The following is a 17,270-nucleotide window of genomic DNA, read 5'->3' on the forward strand; positions in this document are numbered from 1 at the left end:
AAACAGAAACGGAACGGAAGTAACAGGGGAACTAAGCTCTCGTGCCCCGGGCGCAGCGCAGCACGCAGTGATGCGCTGCTGAACCGCGGCCCATCCCTCATCGGCACGGGAAGCGTGGGTCCCGGCTCTGCGCCGCAGCGTTTCACGCCGCGTCGCGTCCGGGACACGAGACGACCTCAGCCGCCCATCTTCGCGATCAGCGCGTCCGACACCTCGAAATTGGCGTAGACGTTCTGGACGTCGTCGTGCTCGTTGAGCAGGTCCATCAACTTGAGCAGCTTCTCGCCGGTCTCGTCATCGACGGCGACCGTGTTCTGCGGCTTCCAGATCAACGCGGCCTTGCGCGGCTCGCCGAACTTCGCCTCGAGCGCCTTGGCCACATCGCGGTAGCTTTCGGTCGAGGCGTAGATCTCGTGGCCGTTCTCGCTCGAGATCACGTCGTCGGCGCCGGCCTCGATCGCGGCATCGAGCACCGCGTCATCTGACGCGACGCTGCGGTCATATTCGATGATGCCGGTGCGGTCGAACATGAAGGACACCGAGCCGGTTTCGCCGAGATTTCCGCCGGATTTGGTGAAGAAGGAGCGGATGTCGGAGGCCGCGCGATTGCGGTTGTCGGTCAGCGCCTCGACGATGACGGCGACGCCGCCGGGGCCATAGCCCTCGTAGCGGATCTCGTCATAGTTCTCGCCGTCGCTGCCGAGCGCCTTCTTGATGGCGCGTTCGATATTGTCCTTCGGCATGTTCTCCTGGCGCGCCGCGATCACGGCCGCGCGCAGGCGCGGATTCATGTTGGGATCCGGCGTGCCGAGCTTGGCCGCGACGGTGATTTCGCGAGCGAGCTTGCCGAAGAGCTTCGACTTCTGCGCATCCTGCCGCCCCTTGCGGTGCATGATGTTCTTGAATTGGGAATGTCCGGCCATGCGTGGTCTCTCGAGGAATCGTCAGCCAAGGTCAGGGGCAATGTAAGGGATCGAAGCGCGGGCCTTATAGGCCGCGAGCCCCCTGGAATGAAAGAGTATACTTGAAGGTAGCATCGTAGGGCCAGATGCCGCGCCATCAGGCACCTGTTAACCCTGACTTCATTTCGGGATGTGAAAATATCCACATCCCGTCCCCCGACAAGAGCAACCTGATGGCCTTCGGATTCCTTCGGAAGCGTCTGCCGGAACAGGCCGCGGCAGCGCCGCAGGTGACCCAGGCCGTGGCCGAGCCCGTTGCTGCGCCGGAAGGCGATTCGGCCAAGGAAATTCTTGAGCTTCTGGAACTCGAGCTCGGCGCGATGATCCGCCAGCTCGAGCGCGCCGCCCAATCGGTCGCCGGCGGGGCGGAAGCGACCGCCAACACGCTCGCGACGATCCGCGAACGCACCGATGCGCTCACGGGGCGCAGCAGCGCCGCGCAATCGACCGCCACCACCTTTGCCACCGCGGCCGACAAATTCACCCAGTCCGCGCGGGGCATCGGCGCCCAGGTCCGCGAGGCCGGCAAGCTTGCGGATGCTGCCAGCGCCGCCGCGCAGGAAGCCCGCGCCAATGTCGACCGCCTGCGCGAATCCTCCGCCGCGATCGGCAACGTCGTCAACCTGATCGCGCAGATCGCGCGCCAGACCACGCTGCTCGCGCTGAACTCGACCATCGAGGCGGCGCGCGCCGGCGCTGCCGGCAAAGGCTTTGCCGTTGTTGCGACCGAGGTGAAGGCGCTCGCGGTGCAGACCCAGAGCGCGACCGACGAGATCACCAGGAAGATCGAAGCGCTGCAAAAGGATGCAGAAGGCTCGGCGGAAGCCGTGCACCGCATCTCGCAGGCGATCGAGGCGATCCGCCCGGTGTTCGACACCGTCAACGGCGCCGTCGCCGAGCAGACCGCGACCACCAGCGAAGTCTCCGGCAACGCCGCGACCGCATCCCAATTCATCGTATCCGTCGGCGACAGCGCCGCCGAGATCGATGCCGCCACCAAGGCGGCGGAAGCGCATGGCGAAAGCGTCTCCAGCGCCGGCAAGGCGGTCACGACGTTCGCGCAGAAGCTGAAATCGCGCTGCACGGTGCTGCTCAGGCAGAGTGACGGCGACGACCGCCGCAAGACCGAGCGCCTGCCCTGCCATCTCAAGCTCGAGATCAGGGGTGGCCGCGCATTGATGCCGGTCTACGAGATTGCGATGGACGGCGTCCTGATCGGCGGCGCGGACGCAGCGAGGCTTTCGGTGCACGAGACCATCGACGGCCTGCTCCAGGATATCGGCGCCTGCCGCCTGCGCGTCGCCGAGCAGTCCAAGGCCGGCGCGCGGGCGCAGTTCCAGGCGCCGAATGCCGAGCTGCGCGAAAAGATCGAGGACAAGCTCTGGTCGATCCACGAAGAGAACACCGAGTTCGTGACCCGCGCAATGGAAGCGGGCGCTGCGCTGACGAGGATCTTCGAGCAGGCGGTCGCGCGCGGCGAGGTCAGGCTCGACGATCTCTTCGACACCGACTACGCGGAAATATCAGGCACCAATCCGCAGCAGTACCGCACAAGATATCTCGACTGGGCCGACCGCGCCCTCCCCTCCTTCCAGGAAGCATTCCTGGCGAAGGATCCACGCATGGCGTTCTGCGCCATGGTCGACCGCAACGGCTTCCTGCCGGTGCACAACAAGATCTATTCGCATCCGCAGTGCCCGGGCGATGTCGCCTGGAACACGGCAAACAGTCGCAACCGGCGCATCTTCAACGACCCCGCGGGCCTCGCTGCGGCGCGCAATCTGCGCTCCTATCTGGTGCAGAGCTACGCGCGCGACATGGGCAACGGCAACACGGTGATGATGCGCGAGATCGACGTGCCGATCCGCGTGCAGGGCCGACACTGGGGCGGGTTCCGGACCGCCTACAAACTTTAAAGCATGATCCCGGAAAGTACGGAGCGCTTCCGAAAAGACCGTGCACGAGCAAAGACCTGAAGCGCGATGACAATTCACCCTGACGTTATCGCGCACCTAGTGCACGCTCAGGCAAGACGGCAAAGCGCGAATCAGCATTAAAACGAATCACGCTTTGAAATGGGAATGGGAATGCCGTTGGTGAGTCGATAGGCGACTCCGACTGGAGGAAGTTCAAACATGTCCGTCGTGCAGCGTGCAGTCATGGACGCGTCATCCAACCGGACGCTGGCCGAACGCCTCATAGACCAGCTCGCCGATCGCATTGGCGGCCTCGGGGTTGAGCTCGCCGACATCGCCGGCAACGTCCAGGAGGTCGCCAACCGCGTCGCCGGTCAGTCGGAGCGGTTCCACCATCTGCAGAAGACGGCCGAGACCATGGTCTCGGCCAATCGCGAGATCGCCAATGCCTCGCAGGCGGTGCAATCGACGACATCCACCGCGGTCGGCGAGATCGCGCAGTCGCGCGACGTGGTCGAGACCGCGGTCAGCCACATCTCCGAGCTCGTTGCAGCCGTCGCTCGCATCGAGGCACGGCTTGCCGCGGTCGGCTCGGCGCTGAGCCAGGTCGCCAAGGTCTCCGGCTCGATCGAGGCGATTGCGAAGCAGACCAACCTGCTCGCGCTCAACGCCACCATCGAGGCGGCACGCGCCGGCAGCGCCGGCCGCGGCTTCGCCGTCGTGGCGAGCGAGGTGAAGAGCCTTGCGGAAGCAACCCGCCAGGCCACGCAACAGATTTCGGACACCGTGCGCGATCTCGACGGCCAGATCGGCAGCCTGATCGGCGAAAGCGGTGATGCCTCGCTACGTGCGAAGAACGCCGGCGACGGCGCGCAGCAGATCTCCGGCATCATCAGCCGCGTGCAGCAGGGCTTTGCGTCCGTGGGGGCGGAGATCGACAGCGTCGCCCGCGCTGCGACCTCCAATCTCGGCCATTGCGACACCGTGATCTCGGAGCTCAGCGAGCTCGCCAAGGGCGTCGATCTCTCCTCGCGCGATCTCAGGAATGCCGATGAGCGGGTGGCAAAGCTGCTCGACACCTCCGAGAGCCTGATCGCGCTGATCGCCGACAGCGGCGTGGAGACGTCGGACGCGCCTCTGATCCGCGTCGTCGTCGACACCGCCAAACGCATCTCGGCCGAGTTCGAGGCAGGGATCGACCGCGGCGAGATCACGCTCGATCAGCTCATGGACGAGAAATATCGCGAGATTCCCGGCACCGATCCCAAGCAATTTCTCACCAGCTACGTCGACTTCACCGACCGCGTGCTGCCGGCGATCCAGGACCCGATCCAGAAGTCGGACCCGCGCATCGTGTTCTGCGTCGCCTGGGCGAAGGGCGGCTATCTGCCGACCCACAATCCGAACTATCGCCTGCCGCAGGGCAAGGACCCCGTCTGGAACAACGCCAATTGCCGCAACCGCCGCCTGTTCAACGACCGCGCGGTGAAGAAGGTCGCGGCGAACACAAAGCCGTTCCTGCTGCAAACCTACCGCCGCGACATGGGCGGCGGCCAGTTCGTGCTGATGAAGGATTTGTCCTCGCCGATCATCGTCAAGGGAAAGCACTGGGGTGCCTTCCGGATGGGGTTTAGGCAGGGGTGAGCGGCAGGAAGTGCCGTGCAGTGGAGACACGGTGCAATGCTCCCCCAACGTCGTCCTGGCGAAAGCCAGGTCCCATAACCACAGGCAGTCGTTTGGCGAAGACTGGTCGGGGACTAGCACTAACCATAATCGATAGATCACGCGGTATGGGTCCTGGCTTTCGCCAGGACGACACCGAGCGGGTGGCGTCGCGGATCAGCTAACTCAACCAGAACCTCGGCGTCGCCGGCTCGAGCCGGCCACCCGCGCGCACCGGCGCAATCTTCAACGCCAGCCCCGTTGCATCGTCCGTCTCCACCGCGACCCCGCTCAGCGTCGCCGTGCCCATCGCCGGCTCGAACCGGCCGGAGGGAATTCCTGACGTGAAGCGGCGCAGCGGCTCTTCCTTCTGCATGCCGATGATCGAATCGTAGTCGCCGGTCATGCCGGCATCGGTCATGTAGGCGGTGCCGCCGGGCAGGATCTGGTGATCGGCGGTCGGCACATGCGTATGTGTGCCGACGACGAGGCTGGCGCGGCCGTCGCAGAAGAAGCCGATGCCCTGCTTCTCGCTGGTCGCCTCGCAATGGAAATCGACCACGATCGCATCGGCCGCCTCGCGCAGCGGACAGGCGCTGAGCTCGCGCTCGAGCGCGGCGAAGGGATCGTCGAACGGCGTCATGAAGACACGGCCCAGCGCATTGACGACGAGCGCGCGGCGGCCGTTCTTGGTCTCGACCAGGGCGGCGCCGCGGCCCGGCGTGCCACGCGGATAGTTCGCCGGCCGCACCAGGCGCTCGGCGCGCTCGATGAACACCAGCGCCTCGCGCTGGTCCCAGGAATGGTTGCCGAGCGTGACCGCGTCGGCGCCAGCGTCGAGCAACTCCTGATAGATTGCTTCCGTGATCCCGAAACCGCCGGCGGAATTTTCGCCGTTGACGACGACGAAATCGAGCGACCAGTCGCGAACCATGTTGGGCAGGTGTTCGGCGATCGCCGCGCGGCCGGCCCGGCCGACGACGTCACCCACGAAGAGAATGCGCAACTTCAGAACTCCGGAAATCGAACACGTCCGTTTCCGTTAGCACATAATCCAGCGCGACGTCGTGCGATAGTGCGGGGACAGTCTCGATCTCCTGCGCCGCGAATGCGAGCCCGACGCCGACGACGTGCTTGGTCTTGCGCAAATGCGCGAAGGTGAAGTCGTAATGTCCCGCGCCATAGCCGATGCGGTGGCCGAGACGATCGAACGCGGCAAGCGGTGTCAGCATGATGTCGGGGATGACCTCGGCCGCCGCCGGCGAGGGCTCGGGAATGCCGAGCGGGCCGAGCATCAGCCGGTCGCTCGGATGCCAGATGCGGAAGATCAGTGACTTGCCACGCGTGGTGACGCATGGCAGCGCCAACCGCGCGCCGTCGGCCGCGAGCTTCTGCATCAGGGGCACCGGATCGATCTCGCTGCGGATCGGCGAATAGCCGGAGACGATGCTGCCGGGCGCGATCTCGAACGGCAGGCCGCGCTTGCCGAGCTTCGCGGCGGCAGCACTGCGCTTCTTCTCGCTGAGCGCATCGCGCTTGGCGAGAGCCTTGGCACGGAGTTCGGCTTTGGAGTTGGTCATCAGCGTTTTCCCTGAGGCAGAAGCCTGTTCTGCCGTCATCGCCCGCGAAAGCGGGCGATCCAGTATTCCAGAGACGCCAGAGCATGAACCTCGACAGCGCGGCATACTGGATGCCCCGCTTGCGCGGGGCATGACACCGAGACTAACTTCAACCGCAGGCGTGTCGGGGACGCAAATTAGACAGGCACAAGTCGGAAGCAAACAAGAGCGCGAAGCCGTAAACGCCGTTGAAGCACTCGATCCCGGAGTTCCCTACGAAAGTAGGTGGGCACCATATGTCCGAGCCCACGGGCCCGGCCAGGGACAGTTCCCTAAAGGATCGATAAGGCCCCGGGGATATATGGCTCCTGACGCGCGCCACAGCTTCGCTCGAGGCAATGTAGCAACGACGCTGGCGAATCGCCAGCCCGCTCCTTGGTCAGCCGATCGCAATCCCGTTGCCGACGGTCCGGTTCAGGACCTGGGTCGATTTCTCGATGCGCTCGGCCGCGGCGTTGAGCGCATTGACCACCGCGGTCTGCGTCATCCGGGCGCGCTCGGCGGCAGCATTGCGGAAATCCCGCAGTTCGTTCACCTCGGCTTCCAGCGTGCGGATGCGGTTGCCGGCATCGACCAGCTCGTCGCATGCGGTGAGCGCCGCCATCACGGTGAGCCGCGCATCGCCGATCTCGCCGAATTTTCCGCGCAGGTTCTGAATCCGCGATTCCAGGCCTTCGGCGAGCTTCAGCAGCCGCACCTCCTGCCCTTCCTCGCAGGCCATGCGATATTGCCGGCCGTTGATGGTGACGTTGATATGGCTCATCCATCCTCTCCGGTATCGAGCACCGAGCGTATCGTGACGATCGCCGAATCCAGCCGATCGGAGATTTCGCGATTGGTGCGCTCGAGCTTGCGCGCCTTCATCAGCGCACCGTCGAGCTCGTCCGCGAGTCGCGAGCGATCCGTGCCCAACGCCTGAATGCGCGTCGCGAGCTCGTTCTCGTCGCGATCGGCATCGCGCCGTCGCTCGACCGCGCTCTCCAGCGCATCGAGCGCCGCCGTGAGTCTGCGCGTCGCGATCTCGATCTCGACGGCGGCGGACTCCGTCATAGCGGAACTGTTGGCAGCGCGATCGCTCATGCAGTCAGCGACGGACCTTTGTGTTGGCCTTTTCACCGGGACTTGCCGCCCGGCAAAAGACTCGGTTCGGCAAGCGCTTAGAAGCAGAAATTTACGTGGCAGGGAAGCGAAGCGCAACGCCGCCGCGAAACTATGCACCGATAGATCGGGATCGAGCATCCCGCCCCGACCGGTTCCTGTCGCGCGCGATCACGGTCGCTGCCTTCCGGATCGCGCCTTGAAGCAACTTTTCGCCCGGGGATGACGTTCGATTGCCTTGGACTCCCGGAACCGAGATGCTATCCACCCCCCGACCTTCAGCGGCCGAAAGGCTCCTTCCCGCGCGGGCGTACACCGCCACCAAGCGCCTCATTTCAGACGGATTTCAGACATGACGCAGGTCGATCCCACCCGTATGGCCAATGCGATCCGCGGGCTCGCGATGGACGCGGTCGAGAAGGCCAAGTCCGGCCATCCCGGCCTGCCGATGGGCGCCGCCGACGTCGCGACCGTCCTGTTCACACAGTTCCTGAAATTCGACGCCCAGGCCCCCGCCTGGCCCGACCGCGACCGCTTCGTTCTGTCGGCCGGCCACGGCTCGATGCTGCTCTATTCGCTGCTGTTCCTGACCGGCAATCCGGACATGACGCTGGACCAGCTCAAGCACTTCCGCCAACTGGGATCGCTCACCCCCGGTCACCCCGAGAACTTCCACACCAAGGGCATCGAGACCACCACCGGCCCGCTCGGCCAGGGCATCTCGACCGCAGTCGGCATGGCGCTCGCGGAGAAGATGCTGGCCGCCGAGTTCGGCAAGAAGATCGTCGACCACCACACCTACGTGCTCGCCTCCGACGGCGACCTGATGGAAGGCGTGTCGCAGGAAGCCATCGCCATGGCCGGGCACTGGAAGCTGAACAAGCTGATCGTGCTCTATGACGACAACGGCATCTCGATCGACGGCCCGACCTCGATCGCCGATTCCGTCGACCAGGTGAAGCGCTTCAAGTCGGCGGGCTGGGCCGCCGAGAAGATCGACGGCCAGGACCAGGCCGCGATATCAGCCGCGATCACGCGCGCGAAGAAATCCAACAAGCCGACGCTGATCGCCTGCCGCACCACCATCGGCTACGGCGCACCGCATAAGGCCGGCACCGCGAAGGTGCATGGCGAGGCGCTCGGCGCCGACGAGCTCAAGGCCGCCAAGGAAAATCTCGGCATCTCGCTCGAGCCGTTCTCGGTGCCCGACGACGTGCTCAAGGCGTGGCGTGAGGTCGGTAGCCGCGGCGCGGTCGCACGGCAGGAATGGGAAGGACGGATCAGTGAACTTGGCAGCCGCAAGCGCGCCGAGTTCGAGCGCCGCCTGCGCCACGAGCGCCCCGCTTCGCTCGCAAAGGCGCTGAAGGCGCACAAGAAGGGCCTTCTGGAAAACCCGCTCAACGTCGCGACGCGCAAATCCTCGGAAGCGGCGATCGAGGCGATCGCGGCCGCGATGCCGATGGAATTCTTGGCGGGTTCAGCCGACCTCACCGGCTCCAACAACAACAAGGCGAAGTCGGCCGTCGCCTTCTCCGCCAGGACGCCGAAGGGCCGCTTCATCCATTACGGCATCCGCGAGCACGGCATGTGTGCCGCGATGAACGGCATCTTCCTGCACGGCGGCTTCGCGCCGAACGGCGCGACCTTCCTGGTGTTCACGGACTACGCACGGCCTGCGATGCGGATTGCCGCCTTGATGGGCGCTGGCGTCGTCTACGTGATGACCCACGATTCCATCGGGCTTGGCGAAGACGGTCCGACCCATCAGCCGGTCGAGCATCTCGCAGCGTTGCGCGCGATTCCGAACATGCGCGTGTTCCGCCCGTGCGACTCCATCGAGGTCGCCGAGTGCTGGGAGCTGGCGCTGAACCGCATCGACGGGCCGACGGTGCTGGCGCTGACGCGCCAGAATCTGCCGCAGCTCCGCACCAGCGCCAACGACAACCCCTGCCAGTACGGCGCCTACGAGCTGGTCGCAGCCCAAGGCGAAGCCAAGGCGACGCTGTTCGCCTCGGGCTCCGAGGTGGAGATCGCGGTCGCCGCCCAGAAGCAGCTCGCCGAGCGCGGCATCCCGACGCGGGTGGTCTCGGTGCCCTCGCTCGAACTCTTGTTAGCGCAACCAGAGGCCAAGCGTGCGGCCATCATCGGCGACGCTCCCGTCAAGGTCGCGATCGAGGCCGCAGTGCGCTGGGGCTGGGATGCCGTGATCGGCCAGGATGGTGAATTTATCGGCATGCACTCCTTCGGCGCGAGCGCGCCTGCCAAGGACCTTTTCAAGCACTTTGGAATTACCGCCGAGGCTGCGGTTAACGCTGTCCTGAAGCGCGTTTCCTGAGAGTTGAGCTTGCCGGAAAAAAGGACTACCAAGCTCCCCATATGATCAAGTACCGCCCGGCCGAACCGGGCGTCCGCCCTAAAAAACCCTCGCATGCGCGCTAGCTGCGTTCTGCGGGATGACAACGGTCATTGAAGGAGACGAAAGATGGCAGTCCGCGTTGCAATTAACGGTTTTGGCCGCATCGGCCGCAACATCCTGCGGGCCATCGCCGAGTCCGGCCGCAAGGACGTCGAGGTGGTCGCCATCAACGATCTCGGACCGGTCGAGACCAACGCGCATCTGCTTCGCTTCGACTCCGTGCACGGCCGCTTCCCGGGAACTGTGACTGTCGACGGCGACACGATCAATCTCGGCAACGGCAAGATTAAGGTGACCGCCGAGCGCGATCCCTCGAAGCTGCCCTGGAAGGATCTCGGCATCGACATCGCGATGGAGTGCACCGGCATCTTCACCGCCAAGGAGAAGGCCTCCGCGCATCTGACCGCAGGCGCCAAGCGCGTGCTGGTCTCCGCGCCCGCTGACGGCGCAGACGCGACCATCGTCTACGGCGTCAACCACGAGACGCTGACCAAGGATCATCTGGTCGTCTCGAACGGCTCCTGCACCACGAACTGCCTCGCGCCGGTCGCCAAGGTACTGAACGACGTCGTCGGCATCGAGACTGGCTTCATGACCACCATCCACGCCTACACCGGCGACCAGCCGACGCTGGACACGCTGCACAAGGACCTCTACCGCGGCCGCGCCGCGGCGATGTCGATGATCCCGACCTCGACGGGTGCCGCGAAGGCGATCGGCCTGGTGCTGCCCGAGCTGAAGGGCAAGCTCGACGGTGTATCGATCCGCGTACCGGCCCCGAACGTCTCGGTCATCGACCTCAAGATCGTCGCCAAGCGCGCGACCGACGCGAAGGAAATCAACGCGGCGATGAAGCGCGCCTCCGAGCAGCAGCTCAAGGGCATCCTCGGCTACACCACGGCGCCGAACGTCTCGATCGACTTCAACCACGACCCGCACTCCTCCACGTTCCACGAGGACCAGACCAAGGTGCAGAACGGCACGCTGGTGCGCGTGATGTCCTGGTACGACAACGAGTGGGGTTTTTCGAACCGCATGGCGGACACCGCCGTCGCGATGAGCAAGGTGATCTAAGCAAGCTTTCGTGTCCCGGACGCGGTGCAGCGCATAGCGCCGCTCCGCAGAGCCGGGACCCATGTCACCGTCGTAGGTCCCGGTTCAGCACAGCGGCACTTCGCGCCGCTAGTAGCGCCCGGGACAAGAGAGCCGAACATGACCAAGACATTCCGCACCCTCGACGACGTCGACGTGAAGGGCAAGCGCGTGCTGCTGCGCGTCGATCTCAACGTGCCCATGGACAACGGGCGCGTCACTGACGCAACGCGGCTCGAGCGCGTCGCGCCGACCATCACCGAAATCTCCGACAAGGGCGGCAAGGTCATCCTGCTCGCGCATTTCGGCCGGCCGAAGGGCCGCGACGCCAAGGACTCGCTGAAGCCGGTTGCGGATGCGTTGTCCAAGGTGATCAAGAAGCCCGTCGCGTTTGCCGACGACTGCATCGGCGAGCCCGCGGCCAAGGCCGTTGCGGCATTGAACGAGGGCGACATCCTGTGCCTGGAAAACACGCGCTTCCACAAGGAAGAGGAGAAGAACGATCCCGCCTTCGTCGCGGAGCTCGCAAAGCTCGGCGACGTCTGGGTCAATGATGCCTTCTCCGCCGCGCACCGCGCCCACGCCTCGACCGAGGGCCTTGGCCACAAGCTGCCGGCCTATGCCGGCCGCACCATGCAGGCCGAGTTGGATGCGCTGGAGAAGGCGCTGGAAGCGCCGACCAAGCCCGTGATCGCGATCATCGGCGGCGCCAAGGTCTCGACCAAGATCGACCTTCTTGAAAACCTCGTCAGCAAGGTCGATGCGCTCGTGATCGGCGGCGGCATGGCCAATACCTTCCTGCACGCCCAGGGCGTCGCGGTCGGCAAGTCGCTGGCCGAGAAGGATCTCGCCGCAACGGCGGTGCGCATCATGGAGAAGGCAGAGGCCGCGAATTGCGCCATCATCCTTCCCGTGGACGCCACCGTTGCCTATCATTTCGCTGCCAACGCGCCATCGCATGCCTATGGCCTCGACGCGATCCCGGCCGACGGCATGATTCTCGACGTCGGCCCGCAATCGGTGGTGCGCATCCATGCCGCGATCGACGATGCGGCCACACTCGTCTGGAACGGACCGCTCGGGGCTTTCGAGTTGCAACCATTCGACCGCGGCACCGTGGCCGCCGCCAAGCACGCCGCCGAGCGCACCAAGGCCAAGAAGCTGATCTCGATCGCAGGCGGCGGCGACACCGTCGCGGCGCTCAACCAGGCTGGTGTCGGCTCCGATTTCACCTATGTCTCGACCGCCGGTGGCGCATTTCTTGAATGGATGGAAGGCAAGCCCCTGCCCGGCGTCGAGGTTTTGCGCACCAAGTAAGTTAGTTGGCCGGAAGGCCCAAACGGGAGAAAAACACAGATGGCTCGGATCACGTTGCGTCAATTGCTCGACCATGCTGCGGAGAACGATTACGGCGTACCGGCCTTCAACATCAACAATATGGAGCAGGCGCTGGCGATCATGGACGCGGCCAACCAGGTCGACGCACCCGTGATCATTCAGGCCTCGCGCGGCGCGCGCTCCTACGCCAACGACGTCATGCTCAAGCACATGATGGACGCGGTCACCGAGATCTATCCGCATATTCCGGTCTGCGTGCATCTCGACCACGGCAACGAGCCCGCGACCTGCATGACCGCGATCCAGGCCGGCTTCACCTCCGTCATGATGGACGGCTCGCTGAAGGCCGACGGCAAGACGCCTGGCGACTGGGGCTACAACGTAGGCGTCACCAAGACCGTGACCGACATGGCCCATCTCGGTGGCATTTCGGTGGAAGGCGAGCTTGGCGTGCTCGGCTCGCTCGAGACCGGCATGGGCGACAAGGAAGACGGCCACGGCGCCGAGGGCAAGCTGAGCCACGACCAGCTCCTGACCAATCCGGACGAGGCCGTGAAGTTCGTCAAGGAGACCCAGGTCGACGCGCTCGCGATCGCGATGGGCACCTCGCACGGTGCCTACAAGTTCACCCGCAAGCCGGACGGCGACATCCTCGCCATGAACGTGATCGAGGAGATCCACCGTAAGCTGCCGAACACGCATCTTGTGATGCACGGCTCCTCGTCGGTGCCGCAGGAGCTTCAGGAGATCATCAACGCCAATGGCGGCAAGATGAAGCCGACCTGGGGCGTGCCGGTCGCGGAGATCCAGCGCGGCATCAAGAACGGCGTGCGCAAGATCAACATCGACACCGACAATCGCATGGCGATGACCGGCCAGATCCGCAAGGTCCTGAAGGACAATCCGGAAGAGTTCGATCCGCGCAAGTACCTGAAGCCGGCCATGGAAGCCATGACCAGGCTATGCAAGCAGCGGCTCCAGGAGTTCAACACCGCGGGCCAAGCCTCCAAGATCAAGCGCGTCCTGACCACAGCCGAAATGGCCAAGCGCTACGCCAAGGGCGAGCTCAACCCGAAGATCGCGTAAAGCCGGGAAACACACTCCTTCGTCATTCCGGGGCGCCGCAAAGCGGCGAGCCCGGAATCCGTAACCACAGTCCGGGGTTATGGATTCCGGGCCTGCGCCTTACGGCGCATCCCGGATGACACCGTGCTTTGTGACACGACTCTCCCTCCCACCCTTTTACCCTGCGACCAACGTTAACTCGGCAATTGCCCGAGAACGGTCTATTTTCGCGGGCAAGGCAGCATCGTTTTGGGAGGACCTCTCGATGAATCTGACTGAGCTCAACAAGGTCGCACAGGCCATGGTTACGCCCGGCAAGGGCATCCTCGCCGCCGACGAATCCTCCGGCACCATCAAGAAGCGTTTTGATGCAATCGGCGTTGAATCCACCGAAGACAACCGCCGCGACTACCGCGAGATGCTGTTTCGCGCCAAGGACGCCATGAGCCAGCACATCTCCGGCGTCATTCTCTATGACGAGACGATCTGGCAGAACGCCAAGGACGGCACCCCGCTGGTGAAGCTGATCGAAGCGAGCGGCGCCATTCCCGGCATCAAGGTCGACGAAGGCACGCAGGCCCTGCCGATGTGCCCGGGCGAACTCGTCACCGTCGGCCTCGACAAGCTCGCCGAGCGGCTGAAGAAGTACTACGAGCGCGGCGCGCGCTTTGCCAAATGGCGCGCGGTGATCGACATCGGCAGCGGCATTCCCTCGATGACCGCAATCGGCGTCAACGCGCACGCGCTGGCGCGCTACGCGGCGCTGTGCCAGGCCGCGCAGATCGTGCCGATCGTCGAGCCGGAGGTGCTGATGGACGGCGACCACGACATCGACCGCTGCTATGACGTCACGCAGCGCGTGCTCAACAAGACGTTCCAGGAGCTGCGCGTGCAGCGCGTCGCGCTCGAAGGCATGGTGCTGAAGCCCAACATGGCAGTCTCAGGCAAGAAGTGCCCCAAGCAGGCCTCCATTGCGGAGGTCGCGGAGAAGACCGTGCGTCTCCTCAAGGCCTGCGTGCCGGCCGCAGTGCCCGGCATCGCGTTCCTCTCGGGCGGGCAGTCGGACGAGGAGGCAACAGCGCATCTCGATGCCATGAACAGGCCCGGGCCACTGCCTTGGCGGCTGACCTTCTCCTATGGCCGCGCGCTCCAGGCCGCGCCGCAGAAGGCCTGGTCGGGCAAGGCGGAAAACGTCGCGTCCGGTCAAAAAGCCTTCTCCCATCGTGCGCGGATGAACGCGCTCGCCAGCCGCGGCGAATGGGACAGCGGGCTCGAAAAGAAGGCGGCCTAGACTTTGTCGAACAATTCCGCTCCCGCGCGCCCGGCGCCGCGGCTTTATCTGGCGACGCCGCTCGTCGACGATCCGGCTTCGCTTGTCGGCGAGCTGCCAGCCCTGCTCGCCGCCGCCGACGTCGCGGCCGTGCTGGTACGATTGAAGGAAACCGACCAGCGCACGATGATCTCGCGGGTGAAGGTGCTGGCGCCGGTCGTGCAGAAGGCCGGCGCGGCGCTGCTCGTCGACGGCCATGTCGAGCTGGTCGCGCGCGGCGGGGCCGACGGGGCGCATCTGATCGGCATCGCCGCATTCGAAGAAGCCGTGCCGTCGCTGAAGCCGGATCGCATCGCCGGCGTCGGCGGACTCGCCACCCGGCATGATTCCATGAGCGCAGGCGAGATGGGCGCGGATTACGTGCTGTTCGGCGAGCCGGACGCGAACGGCCAGCGGCCCTCGGTGCAGGCGATCGCGGAGCGGCTGGACTGGTGGGCCGAGCTGTTCGAGCCGCCGTGCGTCGGCTTCGCCACCTCATTGGCGGAAGCCTTCGAATTCGCGGCTGCGGGAGCGGATTTCGTACTGGTCGGCGATTTCATCTGGGCCGATCCGCGCGGGCCGAAGGCTGCACTCGTCGATGCGGAAGCCGCGATCAAGAAGGCCTATGCGGATGCGCCCGCGGGCCGGGGGCATGGCTAGCAGCCGATCATGAAGCCCCTGCTCTCCACGTCGTTCCTGGCTCTTTTGCTCCTCGCCGCGCCTGCGGCCGCGCAGCTCTCGTTGACGCCGCCGGCGGCAACGCCCAGCCCTGCGCCCGAGAAGCCCAAGGAAAGCTCCAAGGAAAGCTCCAAGGAAAATCCCAAGGAAAAATCTACGGCCAAGCCGCACGCGATCACCAAGAAGAAGGAGGCTGCGCCTGCGCCAAAGCCCTCGGCCTCGCCCAGCCCGCCAGCGGCCGCGACGGTGATCCCGGCGCCGCCGACCGACAATTCCAATGCCGACCTGGTGTACGGCGCGTATCAGCGCGGCCAGTACAAGACCGCCTTCGATCTTGCGATCACGCGAGCGCAAGCCGGCGATCCCAAGGCGATGACCATGCTGGGCCAGCTCTATTCCAACGCCCTCGGCATCAAGCGCGACTATGTCAAGGCCGCCGAATGGTACAAACGCGCGTCGGATGCCGGCGACCGCGAGGCGATGTTCGAGCTCGCGATGATGCGCATGGCCGGCCGCGGCGGCCCGGTCGACAAGGGCGATGCGGTAAAACTGCTCGCTTCATCCGCCAAGCTCGGCGCGCCCAAGGCCGCCTATAATCTCGCGCTGCTCTATCTCGACGGGCAGACGCTGCCACAGGACGTCAAGCGTTCCGCTGAGCTGCTGCGCCAGGCCGCGGACGCAGGCCTGCCCGAGGCGCAATACGCGCTCGCGACCTTCTACAAGGAAGGCACTGGCGTGCCGAAGGACGTCGAGCGGGCCGTGCGGCTCTTGCAGGCGGCCTCGCTCGCCGACAATGTCGATGCCGAGCTCGAATATGCCATCGCGCTGTTCAACGGCACCGGCACGCCGAAGAACCAGCCCGCGGCAGTGGCGTTGCTTCGCAAGGCGGCCCGACAAAACAGCCCGATCGCGCAGAACCGGCTGGCTTGGGTGCTGATCAACGGCATGGGGACCCCGGCCGACAAGATCGAGGGCTTCAAATGGCACCTGGTCGCAAAGACCGGCGGCAAGGGCGATCCCGATCTCGACAAGCAATTGGCCGATCTGCCGCCCGAGGACCGGGCCAAGGCCGAGGCCGCCGCCAAGAAATGGCTCGGGACCAAATGACTTGACGCCAGCCCGGCCGCAGGGCACCCAGTCCCCAAATCCAGCGGCTAGAGCATGATCCGGACCCGGTGGGCCGCGTTAGCGCAAAGTGCGTAGCGGTTTTCCGAAAAAATCATGCTCAAACAACAACCTGAAGCGCGATGACGATTTATCCCAATCGCGCCTTAGGGCCGAATTCCCGCAAATCAAGACTGATCTCATGCTGTATTCCGCAACTATCAACGTCATGGTCAAAGCCGCGCGTCGCGCCGGCCGCAGCCTCAAGCGCGATCTCGGCGAGATCGAGCACTTGCAGGTCTCGCTGAAGGGACCTGCGAATTTCGTCTCGCTCGCCGACAAGCGCGCCGAAGAGATCCTCTACCAGGACCTCGCCAAGGCCCGCCCCGGCTATGGTTTCATCGGCGAGGAAGGCGGCACGCGAGAAGGCACCGACAAGAGCCACACCTGGATCGTCGATCCCCTCGACGGCACCACCAACTTCCTGCACGGCATTCCGCAATTCGCGATCTCGATCGCGCTGGCGCGCGAGGGCACGGTGATCGCGGGTGTGATCTACAATCCCGCCAATGACGAGCTCTACATCGCCGAACGCGGCAAGGGCGCCTTCCTCAACGATCAGCGGCTGCGGGTGGCCGGCCGGCGCCAGCTCAACGAATGTGTCATTGCCTGCGGCCTGCCGCATATCGGCCGCGGCGACCACGAATCCTTCCGCCGCGAGATGACCGCGATCCAGGACCAGGTCGCAGGCCTGCGCCGCTTCGGCGCCGCCTCCCTCGATCTCGCCTTCGTCGCTGCCGGCCGCCTCGACGGCTACTGGGAGCGTAATTTGCAATCCTGGGACATCGCCGCCGGCCAGATCATGGTCCGCGAAGCGGGCGGCACCGTCAGCGACATCGAAACCCCTGGCGATGCGCTGGTCACCGGCCACGTCGTGTGTGGCAACGAGTTCGTGCACCGGGAATTGGTGAAGATTTTGCGCAAGTCGGCCGGGTAGGCACAAGGGCTGCG

The 17,270-nt window shown here is 65.1% G+C and carries 15 protein-coding genes and 1 other RNA gene; 10 read left to right on the forward strand and 6 right to left on the reverse strand.

The features are described 5' to 3' along the window. Nucleotides 1–176 precede the first annotated feature (176 nt). Nucleotides 177–923: a YebC/PmpR family DNA-binding transcriptional regulator gene (locus SO180_RS00830; protein WP_449376947.1), complete on the reverse strand. Its 747-nt coding sequence runs from the start codon at nucleotides 921–923 to the stop codon at nucleotides 177–179. A 212-nt stretch (nucleotides 924–1,135) separates the two neighbouring features. Between SO180_RS00830 and SO180_RS00835 the strand changes: the two genes are divergently transcribed. After that, nucleotides 1,136–2,878, forward strand: a complete 1,743-nt coding sequence (locus SO180_RS00835) for a methyl-accepting chemotaxis protein (RefSeq protein WP_449376948.1) — start codon at nucleotides 1,136–1,138, stop codon at nucleotides 2,876–2,878. A 219-nt stretch (nucleotides 2,879–3,097) separates the two neighbouring features. Then, entirely contained in the window at nucleotides 3,098–4,522 is a 1,425-nt protein-coding gene (locus SO180_RS00840; protein ID WP_449376949.1) for a methyl-accepting chemotaxis protein, read from the forward strand. A 199-nt stretch (nucleotides 4,523–4,721) separates the two neighbouring features. Here SO180_RS00840 and SO180_RS00845 read toward each other — a convergent pair whose 3' ends face one another. The 5 genes from SO180_RS00845 to SO180_RS00865 all read right to left on the reverse strand — a co-directional run bounded on the left by SO180_RS00845 (nucleotide 4,722) and on the right by SO180_RS00865 (nucleotide 7,239). Next, nucleotides 4,722–5,546, reverse strand: coding sequence for a TIGR00282 family metallophosphoesterase (locus tag SO180_RS00845; RefSeq protein ID WP_449376950.1), 825 nt, complete (start codon nucleotides 5,544–5,546; stop codon nucleotides 4,722–4,724). Next, nucleotides 5,524–6,120, reverse strand: a complete 597-nt coding sequence (locus SO180_RS00850) for a 5-formyltetrahydrofolate cyclo-ligase (protein WP_449376951.1) — start codon at nucleotides 6,118–6,120, stop codon at nucleotides 5,524–5,526. The genes SO180_RS00845 and SO180_RS00850 overlap by 23 nt, the downstream gene beginning before the upstream one ends. 208 nt (nucleotides 6,121–6,328) lie before the next feature. Further along, nucleotides 6,329–6,489: non-coding RNA, 6S RNA (ssrS, locus tag SO180_RS00855), on the reverse strand. Between the two features lie 49 nt (nucleotides 6,490–6,538). Then, a complete protein-coding gene (locus tag SO180_RS00860; protein WP_027521843.1) occupies nucleotides 6,539–6,922 on the reverse strand; it encodes a cell division protein ZapA in 384 nt (127 codons plus the stop codon). Then, nucleotides 6,919–7,239 carry a DUF4164 domain-containing protein gene (locus SO180_RS00865; protein WP_449376952.1) on the reverse strand — a complete coding sequence of 107 codons (321 nt, stop codon included), beginning with the start codon at nucleotides 7,237–7,239 and terminating at the stop codon, nucleotides 6,919–6,921. The genes SO180_RS00860 and SO180_RS00865 overlap by 4 nt, the downstream gene beginning before the upstream one ends. Nucleotides 7,240–7,609: 370 nt before the next feature. On the opposite strand from SO180_RS00865, the gene tkt reads away from it, so the two are divergent. The 8 genes from tkt to SO180_RS00905 all read left to right on the forward strand — a co-directional run bounded on the left by tkt (nucleotide 7,610) and on the right by SO180_RS00905 (nucleotide 17,256). Next, a complete protein-coding gene (gene tkt, locus SO180_RS00870) occupies nucleotides 7,610–9,592 on the forward strand; it encodes a transketolase (RefSeq protein ID WP_449376953.1) in 1,983 nt (660 codons plus the stop codon). 147 nt (nucleotides 9,593–9,739) lie between these two features. Further along, the gene (gap, locus tag SO180_RS00875; protein WP_449376954.1) at nucleotides 9,740–10,747 is read left to right on the forward strand and encodes a type I glyceraldehyde-3-phosphate dehydrogenase; all 1,008 of its coding nucleotides are present in this window, start codon (nucleotides 9,740–9,742) and stop codon (nucleotides 10,745–10,747) included. 138 nt (nucleotides 10,748–10,885) lie between these two features. Beyond that, on the forward strand, nucleotides 10,886–12,082 hold the full coding sequence (locus SO180_RS00880; protein ID WP_449376955.1) for a phosphoglycerate kinase: 1,197 nt from the start codon (nucleotides 10,886–10,888) through the stop codon (nucleotides 12,080–12,082). A gap of 39 nt (nucleotides 12,083–12,121) precedes the next feature. Next, complete coding sequence (fba, locus tag SO180_RS00885) at nucleotides 12,122–13,189, forward strand: class II fructose-bisphosphate aldolase (protein ID WP_449376956.1); 1,068 nt, start codon at nucleotides 12,122–12,124, stop codon at nucleotides 13,187–13,189. A 244-nt stretch (nucleotides 13,190–13,433) separates the two neighbouring features. Further along, nucleotides 13,434–14,459, forward strand: a complete 1,026-nt coding sequence (locus SO180_RS00890) for a class I fructose-bisphosphate aldolase (protein WP_449376957.1) — start codon at nucleotides 13,434–13,436, stop codon at nucleotides 14,457–14,459. Between the two features lie 3 nt (nucleotides 14,460–14,462). Continuing rightward, nucleotides 14,463–15,137: a thiamine phosphate synthase gene (locus tag SO180_RS00895; protein ID WP_449376958.1), complete on the forward strand. Its 675-nt coding sequence runs from the start codon at nucleotides 14,463–14,465 to the stop codon at nucleotides 15,135–15,137. A 9-nt stretch (nucleotides 15,138–15,146) separates the two neighbouring features. Next, nucleotides 15,147–16,262, forward strand: coding sequence for a tetratricopeptide repeat protein (locus SO180_RS00900; RefSeq protein ID WP_449376959.1), 1,116 nt, complete (start codon nucleotides 15,147–15,149; stop codon nucleotides 16,260–16,262). Between the two features lie 199 nt (nucleotides 16,263–16,461). Beyond that, a complete protein-coding gene (locus SO180_RS00905; protein ID WP_449376960.1) occupies nucleotides 16,462–17,256 on the forward strand; it encodes an inositol monophosphatase family protein in 795 nt (264 codons plus the stop codon). Nucleotides 17,257–17,270 lie beyond the last annotated feature (14 nt).

The sequence above is a fragment of the Bradyrhizobium sp. UFLA05-112 genome (genome assembly GCF_053572325.1).